At 48.2% G+C, this 13517-nt stretch carries 16 protein-coding genes; 11 read left to right on the top strand and 5 right to left on the bottom strand.

Annotation, left to right across the window (positions count from 1 at the left end; all coding sequences use genetic code 11):
* The 7 genes from ACXAGC_RS19890 to purF form a co-directional block, all read left to right on the top strand.
* Positions 1-911: FimV C-terminal domain-containing protein (locus tag ACXAGC_RS19890; RefSeq protein ID WP_474846649.1), on the top strand; the 911-nt coding region annotated here is incomplete at its 5' end.
* Positions 912-988: 77 nt separating this feature from the next.
* A complete protein-coding gene (gene truA / locus ACXAGC_RS19885; RefSeq protein ID WP_474846647.1) occupies positions 989-1780 on the top strand; it encodes a tRNA pseudouridine(38-40) synthase TruA in 792 nt (263 codons plus the stop codon).
* A gap of 165 nt (positions 1781-1945) precedes the next feature.
* Positions 1946-2791, top strand: a complete 846-nt coding sequence (gene accD / locus ACXAGC_RS19880) for an acetyl-CoA carboxylase, carboxyltransferase subunit beta (protein WP_474846645.1) — start codon at positions 1946-1948, stop codon at positions 2789-2791.
* Positions 2792-4075 (top strand): bifunctional tetrahydrofolate synthase/dihydrofolate synthase, encoded by a 1284-nt coding sequence (folC, locus tag ACXAGC_RS19875; protein WP_474846643.1) that lies wholly within the window; start codon positions 2792-2794, stop codon positions 4073-4075. It abuts the gene before it with no gap.
* A gap of 9 nt (positions 4076-4084) precedes the next feature.
* Positions 4085-4666: an SPOR domain-containing protein gene (locus ACXAGC_RS19870; RefSeq protein ID WP_119501822.1), complete on the top strand. Its 582-nt coding sequence runs from the start codon at positions 4085-4087 to the stop codon at positions 4664-4666.
* 165 nt (positions 4667-4831) lie between these two features.
* On the top strand, positions 4832-5320 hold the full coding sequence (locus ACXAGC_RS19865) for a CvpA family protein (RefSeq protein ID WP_474846640.1): 489 nt from the start codon (positions 4832-4834) through the stop codon (positions 5318-5320).
* 14 nt (positions 5321-5334) lie between these two features.
* Positions 5335-6858: an amidophosphoribosyltransferase gene (gene purF, locus ACXAGC_RS19860; RefSeq protein ID WP_474846638.1), complete on the top strand. Its 1524-nt coding sequence runs from the start codon at positions 5335-5337 to the stop codon at positions 6856-6858.
* Positions 6859-6936: 78 nt separating this feature from the next.
* Here purF and ACXAGC_RS19855 read toward each other — a convergent pair whose 3' ends face one another.
* Both ACXAGC_RS19855 and ACXAGC_RS19850 read right to left on the bottom strand, forming a co-directional pair.
* The gene (locus ACXAGC_RS19855) at positions 6937-7536 is read right to left on the bottom strand and encodes a Yip1 family protein (RefSeq protein WP_349587618.1); all 600 of its coding nucleotides are present in this window, start codon (positions 7534-7536) and stop codon (positions 6937-6939) included.
* A gap of 250 nt (positions 7537-7786) precedes the next feature.
* Complete coding sequence (locus ACXAGC_RS19850) at positions 7787-8464, bottom strand: 2'-5' RNA ligase family protein (RefSeq protein ID WP_474846636.1); 678 nt, start codon at positions 8462-8464, stop codon at positions 7787-7789.
* A 149-nt stretch (positions 8465-8613) separates the two neighbouring features.
* Here ACXAGC_RS19850 and ACXAGC_RS19845 point away from each other — a divergent pair, with 149 nt between their 5' ends.
* Together ACXAGC_RS19845 and miaE (ACXAGC_RS19840) are read left to right on the top strand one after the other, a co-directional pair.
* The gene (locus tag ACXAGC_RS19845; protein WP_474846634.1) at positions 8614-9183 is read left to right on the top strand and encodes a histidine phosphatase family protein; all 570 of its coding nucleotides are present in this window, start codon (positions 8614-8616) and stop codon (positions 9181-9183) included.
* Positions 9184-9290: 107 nt separating this feature from the next.
* Positions 9291-10043: a tRNA isopentenyl-2-thiomethyl-A-37 hydroxylase MiaE gene (gene miaE, locus ACXAGC_RS19840; protein ID WP_474846632.1), complete on the top strand. Its 753-nt coding sequence runs from the start codon at positions 9291-9293 to the stop codon at positions 10041-10043.
* A gap of 38 nt (positions 10044-10081) precedes the next feature.
* On the opposite strand, the gene ACXAGC_RS19835 is transcribed toward miaE (ACXAGC_RS19840), so the two are convergent.
* The gene (locus ACXAGC_RS19835) at positions 10082-10312 is read right to left on the bottom strand and encodes a pentapeptide repeat-containing protein (protein WP_474846630.1); all 231 of its coding nucleotides are present in this window, start codon (positions 10310-10312) and stop codon (positions 10082-10084) included.
* Positions 10245-10577 carry a hypothetical protein gene (locus tag ACXAGC_RS19830; RefSeq protein WP_474846651.1) on the bottom strand — a complete coding sequence of 111 codons (333 nt, stop codon included), beginning with the start codon at positions 10575-10577 and terminating at the stop codon, positions 10245-10247. Before ACXAGC_RS19830 ends, ACXAGC_RS19835 begins: the two co-directional genes overlap by 68 nt.
* Before the next feature lie 398 nt (positions 10578-10975).
* Between ACXAGC_RS19830 and ACXAGC_RS19825 the strand changes: the two genes are divergently transcribed.
* Entirely contained in the window at positions 10976-11905 is a 930-nt protein-coding gene (locus tag ACXAGC_RS19825; protein ID WP_474846628.1) for a hypothetical protein, read from the top strand.
* 220 nt (positions 11906-12125) lie between these two features.
* Positions 12126-12800 carry a tRNA isopentenyl-2-thiomethyl-A-37 hydroxylase MiaE gene (gene miaE / locus ACXAGC_RS19820; RefSeq protein WP_474846626.1) on the top strand — a complete coding sequence of 225 codons (675 nt, stop codon included), beginning with the start codon at positions 12126-12128 and terminating at the stop codon, positions 12798-12800.
* A gap of 38 nt (positions 12801-12838) precedes the next feature.
* Here the strand turns inward: miaE (ACXAGC_RS19820) and ACXAGC_RS19815 are convergent, their stop codons facing one another.
* Entirely contained in the window at positions 12839-13486 is a 648-nt protein-coding gene (locus tag ACXAGC_RS19815) for a pentapeptide repeat-containing protein (protein ID WP_474846624.1), read from the bottom strand.
* Between the last annotated feature and the right edge of the window lie 31 nt (positions 13487-13517).

Below are 13517 nucleotides of genomic sequence, written 5' to 3'. Positions count from 1 at the left end.
CAGAGCCAGAGCCAGAGCCAGAGCCAGAGCCAGAGCCAGAGCCAGAGCCAGAGCCAGAGCCAGAGCCAGAGCCAGAGCCAGAGCCAGAGCCAGAGCCAGAGCCGGAAGAGTCGAATGACGGCAGTGCACTTGATGAGGCACTGGCAGAGTTCGACCGGCAGATGATGGACGATATTCCTTCTTTCGCCAGTATGGACACGCCTGCGTCTTCTGAGCGTAATGCTCCGGAGGAGCCAGCCGGTGATACAGACGACAGTATCGACGACTTCAGCCTCGAGCAGGAGCAGGACGGTGAACTGCCACAAAAACCTGTGTCAGAAGAATACAATGAATTGTCTGACTTGCCGGGTCTGGATGACTGGCTGTCACAGGATCACAGTGAAGATCACAAGTTACTGGATGAGCTTGAACAAGCTGATTTTGATGACCTGCTGGGTGGACTGGGCGATGACGAAGAAGCACAGGCCGGCACTTCGCCGATAGCTCCGGACACAGCCGCAGACAGTGAACCGGCACCTCAGGAAAAGCCGGACATGTCGCTGGGCAACCCGGATCTTGACCTTGAAGCGTTGTTGTCTGATCCGCAACAAAGCATCGACGATGACACCGAAGAAAATGACTTTCTTGATGTGGAAACCCTCATCAATGACAGTGATGACGACAGTGCCATCGATGATGATGCCCCGCTGGACCTGGATGTCAGCCTGTCTGACTTCTCCGGCATTGGCGAAGATGATGATGTTATCGATATCGACAAGGATGCCGGTCAGAGTGCAAATCTTGACCTCGCCCGTGTTTATGTCGAAATGGATGACTTTACCGCTGCCAGAGAACTGTTGAACGAAGTCCTTGAAAAGGGTAGCGAAGATCAGATTGAAGAAGCCAAAACAATCCTCGCCGGTTTAAGTTAGTGTCTGCGCGCTAACGCTTGCATCTGGCTAAGTGGCTGACTACACTTAGCCGGTTTTTTAGCGGGAGCAGAATTTTCATGGCAAGAATCGTCCTGGGCGTCGAGTATGATGGCGCAGCACACTATGGCTGGCAGCGTCAGCGTGAATTACCCAGTGTGCAGGGATATCTGGAAAAAGCACTGTCTGTGGTAGCCAATCAACCCATTGATGTGCAATGCGCCGGTCGTACTGATGCCGGCGTGCATGCCACCGGTCAGGTGGTGCATTTCGACTTCGACGGTGAACGTCCGGACCGTGCCTGGACAATGGGTGTGAATACCAACCTTCCTGATTCTGTCGCTGTGAGCTGGGTAAAAACCGTCAGTGATGACTTTCACGCCCGCTTCTCTGCAACCCACCGTCGCTACCGCTATGTGATTTATAATTCGCCGCTGCGCCCGGCGATTCTGCTGAACGGCGTCACCCACGAATATCAGGAACTGGATGCATCACTGATGCACGAGGCTGCTCAGGCGGTGATCGGCGAACAGGATTTCACCTCATTCCGTGCTGCTCACTGCCAGTCAAAAACGCCGTTTCGTAATGTTACAGGTGTATCTGTGTTTCGTCAGGGGCGCTATGTAATTGTCGAAATACGTGCAAATGCATTTTTGCATCATATGGTGCGCAATATTGTCGGTTCACTCATTAAAGTAGGGTGTGGTGAACAGCCGGTAAGCTGGATTGCAGAACTGTTAGCCGCGAAAGACCGTACACAGGCGGCTGCAACAGCAAAGCCGAACGGACTGTACCTGGTCGATGTGACTTACCCGGACACATTCGGCATTCCCCGCCAACCGGCCGGGCCGTTGTTTCTGCCGGAAACCTGAAAGCCTGATGAGCAGTCGGTGAGTGGCTTGACTTCTTAGACCAGTTTTACTTTTTACCGGGTGCGGATATGTGGTCTAATACATGGCTAAATCGCGTTCTTTTAACACTGTGCACAAATAAAGACCAACGAAGCATAGTTACAGATAACAAGGATTCTCCTTACTATGAGCTGGATTCAAAAAATTCTGCCTAAAACTCAAACGTCCATGAAAGGTAACGTACCGGAAGGTGTGTGGACGAAATGTTCAAGCTGTCAGGCTGTGCTGTACAAGCAGGAACTGGAAAAGCTGCTGGAAGTGTGTCCCAAGTGTGACAACCATATGCGTATCAGCGCCCGTAAGCGTATTGATGCGTTTCTGGATACCGGCGACCGTAAAGAGCTGGGCGGAGATTTAGAACCTCAGGACGTTCTGAAATTCAAAGATTCCAAGCGCTATAAAGATCGCATCGTTGCAGCACAAAAAAGCACCAACGAGAAAGACGCATTAATCGTGATGCAGGGCAAACTGAAAGGCATGCCGGTTGTGGTTGCCAGCTTTGAATTTGCCTTCATGGGCGGTTCTATGGCTTCTGTTGTCGGTGCCCGTTTCGTGGCTGCTGTTAATGCCTGCCTTGAACACGACATGCCACTGATTTGTTTCTCTGCTTCCGGCGGTGCCCGTATGCAGGAAGCGTTGATGTCATTAATGCAGATGGCGAAAACCTCTGCTGCACTGGCAAAAATGAGCGAAAAGGGTTTACCTTACATTTCTGTGCTTACCGACCCTACAATGGGTGGTGTTTCGGCCAGTCTGGCTATGCTGGGTGACGTTAACGTTGCCGAGCCGAAAGCACTTATCGGTTTCGCAGGCCCGCGGGTTATCGAACAGACCGTTCGTGAAACCTTGCCTGAAGGTTTCCAGCGCAGTGAATTCCTGCTGGAAAAAGGTGCCATCGATATGATTGTTGACCGTCGTAAAATGCGTGATAAATTACACGGCCTGTTAGAAAAGATGCATCGCCCGAATTAAGTGAATAAACAATCACCTTCTTTTACTGCGTCAGCGGATAACTCTCTGACGCAGTGGTTGGCCTACCTTGAGTCCATTCATCCCACAGCCATCGATATGGGGCTGACGCGGGTGAAGCAGGTCGCTGACAAACTCGCCTTAGATTTTTCAAACCAGACTGTCATCACCGTTGCCGGTACAAACGGCAAAGGCACTACTTGCCGCTTCATCGAACAAGCCTGCCTGGCGCAGGGTAAAACCACCGGTGTGTATTCCTCTCCCCATCTGCTGGATTACCGTGAGCGTGTACGTATCAATGGCGACATTGAAGCCGAAAGCCGGTACTGCGAAGCCTTCGCTGCAATTGAGCAGGCCAGAGGTGATATCACCCTGACCTATTTCGAATTTGGTACGCTTGCCGCCATGCTCATGATGGTGAATGCCGGTGTCGACATCGCTATTCTTGAAGTAGGTCTTGGTGGCCGGCTGGATGCAACCAATATCGTTGAACCGTCTGTTGCTGTTATCACGACCATCGGTCTGGATCATATGGACTGGCTGGGAGATACCCGTGAAGCCATCGCCATTGAGAAAGCCGGTATCATGCGCAATAACGGCATTGCGGTAGTAGGAGAGCGCGAGCCGCCTTCAACGCTGGATGAGTACGTCAGTGAACATCAGGTTGATACCTGGTGGGCCGGCCGGACTTTCGGTACAGAGCAGCAGGGTGACATGTGGCGCTGGTATCATGAATATGAGCAGACTGCCTGGTTGCCCATGCCGCAAATTCCGCTGCAAAACGTGGCGACAGCACTGGCAACATTGAAGCGTCTGGGGTTGTTTCCTGACAACACCGCACTGCAAGAGCTTGTTAGTACTGTGAATGTGCCCGGACGTAGACAAACCTTGTCCCAATCCCCTGAAGTGCTGGTTGATGTGGCCCATAACCCACAGGCCTGTGCATTAATGCGCGACTGGGCCGACAGTGGATTAAACGGTGAACTGCATATTGTTGCCGGTATGCTGGCAGATAAATCACTGGCCGCCACGCTGGATGAACTGGCGGGCGTAAAGGCGAAGTGGTACCTTGGTAATACCAGCGGGCCAAGAGGCTTAAGTGGCAGTACTTTAATGTCTCACTTACAGCCACATCAGCGGGCACATGCCAATGCATTTGATTCGGTAACCGCCGCTTATAAAGCAGCCCGTGAAGCAGCAAATGAGAACGACCGCATCCTGGTATTTGGTTCTTTTCTTACCGTTGCGGATGTATTAACGTTTCACAAGGACAGTAGTATCCAATAGGAGTAAACAGTGACCCCGGCGTTACATAACAGACTGGTCGGCACCGTTATTCTGGTCGCGCTGGCAGTCATTTTCCTGCCAGATTTTCTCGACAGAAAAAAAGAAACGAATCAGGACGAATTTGTCAGTGTGCCGGCTACGCCGGCGAAAAAGCCTATTGTGGATCCCGAACCGTTTCCTGTAGACCGCGTTGCGGGCGTCACCCAACGTCCGCTGGAAGTGGTCGATGAGCCTGCGGTTGATGATGAAGCTGCACAGGTTGCTGCATCGTCAGAAAAAGCACAGCAAGCTATTGAAGACGACCTGGCCCGTCAGACAGTGGTGGAGCAGCCTGCGCCGGAAGCCGTTGAAGGCAGCTGGGTGGTGCAGCTTGGCAGCTTCCGCCACCAGAAAAACGTAAAGCAATTACTCGTAAAACTTGAACAGGCCGGCTACCGTGCCTTCAGCCGCCCTGTGGAAACCCGTTCCGGTCCGCTGACGAAAGTGTTCGTCGGACCAGATACCGACAAAGCAAAATTACAAAAAGCAGTGCCGCATTTGCAGGAGATCACCGGACTGAAAGGGAAGGTGGCTACATTCAACGCCGAATAGCTTCCGGCGGCAGGTGGCAAGTTTTTCTTACTCAGGCGGGAAGTTACCCGGTCCGCGTTAAGATTACACATTGGTAATCTCCGGGGCTTCTGTTAGAATGCGCGCCATCTCGCAGCGGGGCAGTCACACTGCGTGCTTAACGACAGACGGATAGTATAACGCTTCATGAATTGGGTTGATTTTTCCATTCTCGGTATTATCGCGGTTTCAACGCTGATAAGTCTGATGCGTGGCTTTGTGAAAGAAGCCATTTCCCTGGTTGTCTGGTTCGGTGCACTTTTTATTTCCAGTGAATTTCATGCCGATCTTGCTGTCTATTTCACGCAAATAGACGACGAGGTGCTGCGCAATGGTGCTGCAATCGTTGTTCTCTTTATTGTTACGCTGGTACTGGGTGGTTTATTTAACCACGTTGTCGGCCAGTTAGTACAAGCTTCAGGATTATCCGGCACAGACCGGGCGTTGGGCGCAATTTTCGGCGCTTTACGTGGCGTACTGATTGTAAGCGCACTATTGTTCTTTATGGATACGTTTACCGATGCAGCAAAAGCCGTTTGGTGGAGCCAGTCTCTGCTGATACCGGAATTTGGTGTCATCATAGAGTGGTTTTTCACCTTCGTGAAAGGCAGCTCCAGTTTTCTAAAACCCGCTTGATATAGGTAAAGCAAATGTGTGGTATTGTCGGAATTGTTGGTAAAACACCTGTTGCTCAGTCACTCTATGATGGACTGACAGTGTTACAGCATCGCGGACAGGACGCTGCTGGTATCATTACGATCGAACAGAATCGATTTAATCTGAGAAAAGCAAATGGCCTGGTGCGGGATGTTTTCCACACACGCCATATGAAGCGTCTGTCAGGAAATATGGGTATCGGTCACTGCCGTTATCCCACCGCAGGCACATCAAGCTCTGCTGAGGCACAGCCTTTCTACGTGAACTCACCTTTCGGTATCGCGTTTGCGCATAACGGTAACCTTACCAATGCACACGAACTGCAGGACGAAGTGTTCCGTATTGCCCGCCGTCATATTAATACCTCTTCAGATTCTGAGCTGTTATTAAACATTCTGGCTCATGAACTGCAGCAGGTTGCCGACTTAACCGTAACTGCAAAAGATATTTTCAAAGTGGTCACAACCGTCCATAAGAAGATCCGCGGTGCCTATGCCGTGGTTGCTGCGATTATCGGACAGGGCCTGGTAGCTTTCCGTGACCCTAACGGTATCCGTCCTCTGGCGCTGGGCAAGCGCATTACAGAAATGGGCGAAGAATACATGGTTGCTTCTGAGAGCGTGGCTCTGGATGCGGTAGGTTTTACCTTCATCCGTGACGTAGCGCCGGGCGAATGTGTATACATCACCGAAAAAGGTGAACTGCATACCCGGCAGTGTGCTGAAGTACCGGCCACTTCTCCGTGTATTTTTGAATTTGTTTACTTTGCCCGTCCTGATTCATTCATCGATGGTATTTCTGTTTATGCTTCCCGTGTCAACATGGGGCGTAAGCTGGGTGAGAAAATTGCCCGCGAGTGGGCCGACCTCGATATCGATGTGGTCATTCCTATTCCGGAAACCTCCATGGATGTGGCGCTGCAAATCGCCAATACCCTTGAGTTACCGTACCGTCAGGGCTTCGTGAAAAACCGTTATATCGGTCGTACCTTCATTATGCCGGGACAGACCATGCGTAAGCAGTCTGTACGCCGTAAACTGAACGCAATTTCTTCAGAATTTAAAGGCAAAAACGTACTGCTGGTAGATGACTCTATTGTGCGGGGCACCACGTCCGGTCAAATCATCGAAATGGCCCGTGAGTCCGGTGCGAAGAAAGTTTACTTTGCTTCCGCTGCTCCTGAGATCCGTTTCCCGAATGTTTACGGTATCGATATGCCGTCTGCCAACGAACTGATTGCCTACGGCCGTGAGATTGACCAGATAGCTGATCTTATTCAGGCTGACGGACTGATCTTCCAGGACATTGAAGATCTGGTTGAAGCGGTACGGGAAGAGAATCCTGAAATTCAGCGCTTTGAGACGTCAGTATTCGACGGTAATTACATCACTGCTGATATTGACCAGGATTACCTTGAGCGCATTGATATTGCCCGTGGTGAAGCGTCAAAAAGCGGTCCTGTGGTGCAGGCAGAGTTGTCTAATCTGGAAATGCACAATATGGATTCTGACAACTAAGCCGGGAATCCGCGCACCAAATAAAAAGACCGCTCTCAGAGCGGTCTTTTGCTTTCGGATATGGATGAAATTTAATGATCAGTGCACGTATACCGGACCGAAGCCCATACTCCACATGATCACGGTGCTGGCCATTAAAATAGCCAGAAGTACCAGTCCGCACGTCACTACAGAACTGGCATAAATGAACCCTTTACCATCCGGTATATGCATCATAATTGGCGTACCTGAATAAAGCAGATACACAGAGTAGGCGAGTCCGACCAGACCTACAGCCATCACGAACCAGAGCTCCGGATAAAGACCAGCAAACCCCGTCATAAATAACGGTGTCGCCGTATACGCGGCAAGATCTAAAGACTCGGTATAATTGGGCTTGGCGTCAAACGCATTCGCAAGCTCATGAATCATGTAGGTAAGAATAAGCACACCGGCTATCAGACCAAAATACATGCCCACTGCCAGCATTGCTGCGCTTTGCTCGGTCAGTTTTATTAGATCACCGGCACCGATACTCCAGCCAAGGTGTGCGCCGGAATAATACGTGACCAGTGAAGGTATCAACGCAATAACCCCGATATGACTAAGGGCATATACACAACTTTCATGTCGTCTGTCTATGTCCTGCCATTCTTCACGGGGATGAGTGTATATGCCGAGCAAGTGATTCAATATCATATTTTCACCTTATTGTTACCGGCGCTGCGTGCAGCGTTGATCATATTGATGTTTGTTTATGGTTAATATAATTAACATTAATTTTACAATGAGTGTTGATCATGTTTGGTGCAGGGTCAAATATTTTTTGCTTAAAAAATGTTCAGTTTTGTGAGTGGTTGAATTTGCTGAAGATATTAAAGCGCAGAAAATCGGGGCCGAAAGGAAATATCCGGCCCGAATTAGTTAGAAGGGAAGAAACAGACGTTGTTTACGGCTGCTTGAGAGGAAAATATCCGAGAACTTTGGTTATCTGGCCTTTTTCATCCGCCAGTCCCACGCCCACAGCTTTTACATAACCGGTAGCAGAGGGGGGAGAGGCAGCAAAATACTTTTTCATTGCTGGCAGGGCGGGTGATGCTTCTGCGGCCAGCAATGTCATATGCGGCTCAAATTGTGCAAATACATTAGGGCTGCCATATTTTTCGAACACCGCTTTCTTTTGCGGATAGGCATTAACCCACGCAGGCAGAGGCGCTGAAAGATCTCTTAACGGGGACAAGGCATTTGTCAGTTTATCTGCCAGATGTTGAAGTTCAGTTTCTTTCACCGCATCGACAAATACCCAGTTCCCTGCGGTTACCGTAAATCCCTCAGCTTTCAGGGGCACAGCCGGTTGTGTGGTTGTGAGCATTTCCACTTTCGCCAGTAAACCGGGAATAGCGGCTTCGTCGTAAGTGGTGAGGTACAACGTAATATGAACAGGAAATCCCTGTTCGTAAAAGCTCTCCATACCTTTCTGCTTCAGTTTATCGCTTACCGAGGCAACCGTCTGCTCTATGTCTGCCGAAGGAACAGCAAAAACATTAACAGACACACTTTTTGCCAGCGCAGCAAAAGACAGTAAACAACCTGACAAGATTGCAATAATGGACGCACTTAATTTCAACGGCTTATCTCATAATGTAGAATAAAGAAAACCCTTTCAAATACCGGCAGTCAATCTGTTGGTGATCAGCAGGGAGTGGCAGGCATCAACGCTACTTGAAACAGCGCTTTCCCACAAGTCTGATACTTCAATGAATGCTAAGGATAAACATGGAAAAACACATTTTCTTGTGCCGTCATGGTCAGACTGAGTGGAACCGTGACAAGAAATTGCAGGGTCAGCTGGACAGTCCGCTGACAGAAAAAGGACGGGCACAGGCGGCTGAGCTGGCAGCGAAGGCCGGGAACTGGGATATTGATCTTGTGGTCAGCTCACACCTTGGCCGCGCGAAAGATACCGCTGCAATTTGTGCCAGCTCGCTGGGGCAGTCCCATAAAGTGTACCAAGGTTTCTGCGAACGTAACTTTGGTGAATGGCAGGGAAAGGAAACCAGCGGACTTGCAGCCTATCAGGCGTTTAAAGAACACCGGTATACCCGTCCTGATCTTATGCCTGACAACGGCGGTGAAAGTGCCAACATGGTAACCGAACGTTTTATGACAACCTTTCACTCACTGGTGAACAGCGAAACGGCTTCCCGTATTCTTATTGTCAGTCATGGTGATGCGATGGCCTGTATCGCCCGCAGTTTCGGTGAAGGCCGTACTATTGATAATTGTGGCGGCATGTTGCTGGGTTGGCAAAACGGTAAACTGCACTGGCAGCAGTGGATCGACTAAATATACTCAGCGGATTTGTGATAGGATCCGCGCCCGGCGGCGCCCTTAAGGGCGTTGTCTTTATTTAACTGATATGAATTAACCTGAAAAAGCAGTGCTGGCCGCAGATGAACGAATTACTCACACCTATCCATTCATTTTTACAGTGTGAAACCCCTGATCCCTGGGTTGAAAAAGCCGCGGAAAAAGACAATCTGGCGGTGGTACTGACTGATCATTTAATTTGCGAGCTTAAAGCTGCGCAAAGCGCCATGTTTCTTATCCGTCGCTATGCGGTGGATAAGGAAAGTGGTGATGCCTTACTGGCATGGCTGAAGCCTTTTGAAGACTTTGCTTACCGGAAAGAAGGTGACTGGCAGTCACTGCTTAAACATAACAAATTGTCGAAATCGATTATTCCCAAGTCCGGCACACCTTACGGCCAGGATCTCATTGATAAAATGGTGCTGCTTATCAAAGAGGAACTGCATCATTTTTTCCAGGTACTGGAAATCATGAATGAGTACGACATTCCTTATGAAAATATCGCGTCAAGCCGCTATGCAAAAGGATTACTGCGTCACGTGCGTACTCATGAGCCGGCAGCCCTCACAGATAAACTCATTTGCGGCGCGTACATTGAAGCCCGTTCCTGTGAGCGCTTTGCTAAATTGGCCCCCCATGTTGATAAGCGTCTGGGCGATTTCTATATTTCGTTGCTTCGCTCGGAAGCCCGACATTATCAGGATTATCTGACACTGGCAGAAGAGATTGCCGGTGAGGATATTGCAGAACGTATTGCTTTTTTCGGTGAGGTAGAAGGTGAACTGATAACCTCACCGGATGAGGATTTTAAATTCCACAGCGGTTTGCCCGTATAGAGAAACCCCGGCTGCAGGCTTCGGCAGCAAGAATACCTTCACCAGTCTACGGGGCAATTTGTGCAGTCTGCCATGTATGTTCCCTGAAAAGTGGCGTAATGGATACGTGTACCGGTTAAGTCAGCACGGGACAAATTGGCGTCATTCAGCTTGGCTTCCTGAATGTTTGCGTTCGTCAGATCGGCGCCGGCGAGTTGAATCTTATTCATCCAGACCCTTTCCATGCGGGCATTCCGCAGAGTCACTCCGTTGAGTTTTGCGCCCGACATTCTCGCCTGGTCGAAATTGACGCCTGTCAGGTCTAAGCCTCTTCGTCTCTAAGAAGAATTCAACAACGGTATTGCTGACCAGGTCGTTGACCAGTGCCCAATAACAGAAGTCGCCAGGGGGGACGATGAAGTGCGTCCCCTGAACGGCAAACTGCAACTGCTTGGTGAATATGGCTTTGGTCAGCTTCGCCTTCACACGTTCACGACGGTTGCGCCAGTATGGGTTGTAATAGTCAGGGTTGATGGTGTGATAGAAAGGATCCATCCCAACACACAGTGATGCGGCGTCATCGAATGACCACGTAGCCTTGTGGCTGCATTCGTTTCGAAGGTGCTCACCAAAAAGTGGCGTTGTTGCTAGTGCGTTAAAAAGACTTGAACAATTAATGGAAGGCTCTTAAGTTAATTAGCCATAGCGGATTGGCCTTTGATTAAGTGTTCTAGTTAACAGTAAACCAATGAGCTTGTTCAACTATAAATCAAAATTTATTAAAATATAACTGGTAATGATTGCATCAATTTAACGGGTGTCCTTTCAACGGAAAAAATAGATGAAAAAGGTGTCCTGGTATTTTTTGACCAGTACACACTAAATTTGTAGCTTTTGTCGTTGAATATGAGTAGTTTGCCAAGAAGTTATCTCTTATTTATAAATGGATTCGTATGAAAATTAATTTTATACCAAACTTTAAATGGGTTTTATTAATCATAATGTTAACACCTTTTTTATCTAAAGGAGAAACCCATAAAGTTCATGAATTAGAGGCAAATGTTAAATCACTTTCTGAAAAGGCAGCTGCTTTGGAGAAGCTAAATGCAGAGCGGTTCAATCAGTTGAGTAGAAATGATGTAAAGCTTTACGAAACGGCTGTAAACTCAATTAAAGACACTTCTAAAGCCGCGATTGATTCAAGTAATCAATCTGTAGAAGCAATAAAGTACGTCATTTACTTGGGGGTTAGCATAATTTCGGTCTTAGTAGGTTTCGGCGTGTTTTTGGGTTACAAAGATAGGAAAAAACTATTGGAAGAGCATGCCGAGTACGTTGAAGAATCCAAAGTTAAAATTGAGGAACTGTCTAAGGCGACAGAAAATGTTATGAGTAAAGTTCCGGCTCATTGTGTTGACTTAGCTATCCTCAAAACGGAATTAAATGAGTATGCAAAAAAGTATGTAGAATCAGCTTCGATTAAACATAGCGATATAAACAATAATATGAGGAAAAGAGACAAAGAACATTTACTTCATATCAGTAGAACTGCTGTGACTGGTGCTAAAGATATCAGCGATTTCAGGAGTGTATCGTGGATCTTTTCGGAAATGGCGTTACTGTACTATTATGATGGGCAGTATGATGAAGCGTTAGTTTTACAAGAAATGTCAGCCAATCCTAATTACAACCGCATTCGCGCGGTGGACAGGTTCTACAATTTATCTTGCTACGCATCATGTTTATATGGTGTGACTAGGAAGCAAGGGCACTTGAAAAAAGCTAAAGATGCATTTCATGCAGTTCTTGAGATAGACTCAGATAAAGCTCAGGAGCTTAGGGGGGACCCCGATATGAGAGCTGTGATCCCTCATTTAGATTAATGTACTGGTTTAATTATCATGTCGCTTCTCCTCATAGGACGCTAAAGCTAAGAAAGATTTTTACGTAACCCTAGTTAAATTGTCAACTATTAAAATAATTACGATTCTAGGTTCTTATCAATCAGTATATAGGCTCCTGAGATGTAATTCAATTCGATTCATCTCATACAACTAGTCGCTCTGCTCTCATATTAGCAAAAAATCACTTAACTACAGGGAAATGTGTGACATTATTTTTAGTGTGCACATATTTACATTAAGTGAGTTAAAAGCTGCGCAAAGCGCCATGTTTCTTATCCGTCGCTATGCGGTAGATAAGGAAAGCGGCGATGCCTTACTGGCATGGCTGAAGCCTTTTGAAGACTTTGCATACCGGAAAGAAGGCGACTGGCAGTCATTGCTTAAACATAACAAATTGTCGAAATCGATTATTCCCAAGTCCGGCACACCTTACGGCCAGGATCTCATTGATAAAATGGTGCTGCTTATCAAAGAGGAACTGCATCATTTTTTCCAGGTACTGGAAATCATGAATGAGTACGACATTCCTTATGAAAATATCGCGTCAAGCCGCTATGCAAAAGGATTACTGCGTCACGTGCGTACTCATGAGCCGGCAGCCCTCACAGATAAACTCATTTGCGGCGCGTACATTGAAGCCCGTTCCTGTGAGCGCTTTGCTAAATTGGCCCCCCATGTTGATAAGCGTCTGGGCGATTTCTATATTTCGTTGCTTCGCTCGGAAGCCCGACATTATCAGGATTATCTGACACTGGCAGAAGAGATTGCCGGTGAGGATATTGCAGAACGTATTGCTTTTTTCGGTGAGGTAGAAGGTGAACTGATAACCTCACCGGATGAGGATTTTAAATTCCACAGCGGTTTGCCCGTATAGAGAAACCCCGGCTGCAGGCTTCGGCAGCAAGAATACCTTCACCAGTCTACGGGGCAATTTGTGCAGTCTGCCATGTATGTTCCCTGAAAAGTGGCGTAATGAATACGTGTACCGGTTAAGTCAGCACGGGACAAATTGGCGTCATTCAGCTTGGCTTCCTGAATGTTTGCGTTCGTCAGATCGGCGCCTGCGAGTTGAATTTTATTCATCCAGACCCTTTCCATGCGGGCATTCCGCAGAGTCACTCCGTTGAGTTTTGCGCCTGACATTCTCGCCTGGTCGAAATTGACGCCTGTCAGGTCTGCGCCGTTGAAATTAACGCCCTGAGCGAACAGGGAGAAGCCGGTGGCTCCTTCAAGATTGGCCTCAGTTAAGGTGGAAGTACGTAGATCACTGTGATTCAACGACACCATCGCCAGGTTTGCTTTGTCCAGTTTACTCTTTTTGAAGGTTACGTAGCTGAGATCTGCATGGCGCAGATCTGCACCGCTGAAGTTGACATTTGTGAACACGGAGCCGGACAAATCCATGTGGCGCAAATCAGCACCGGACAAATCAGCATTATTGCATTGTGTTCCCTGAGTCAGTTTGCAACCGTCAATTTCGGCCACGTCATCATCAAAAGGCAAAGGCTCTGCGTGGCTCAGTGTGGCAGTAAAGCAGAACAGAAAATACAAGGGTTTCATAAGTCACTCCTTGGAAGCGGGGCCGCAGCCC

This window comes from Alteromonas sp. AWJ4_197 (assembly GCF_056160285.1).
This window is presented reverse-complemented; position numbering and strand designations above follow the sequence as displayed.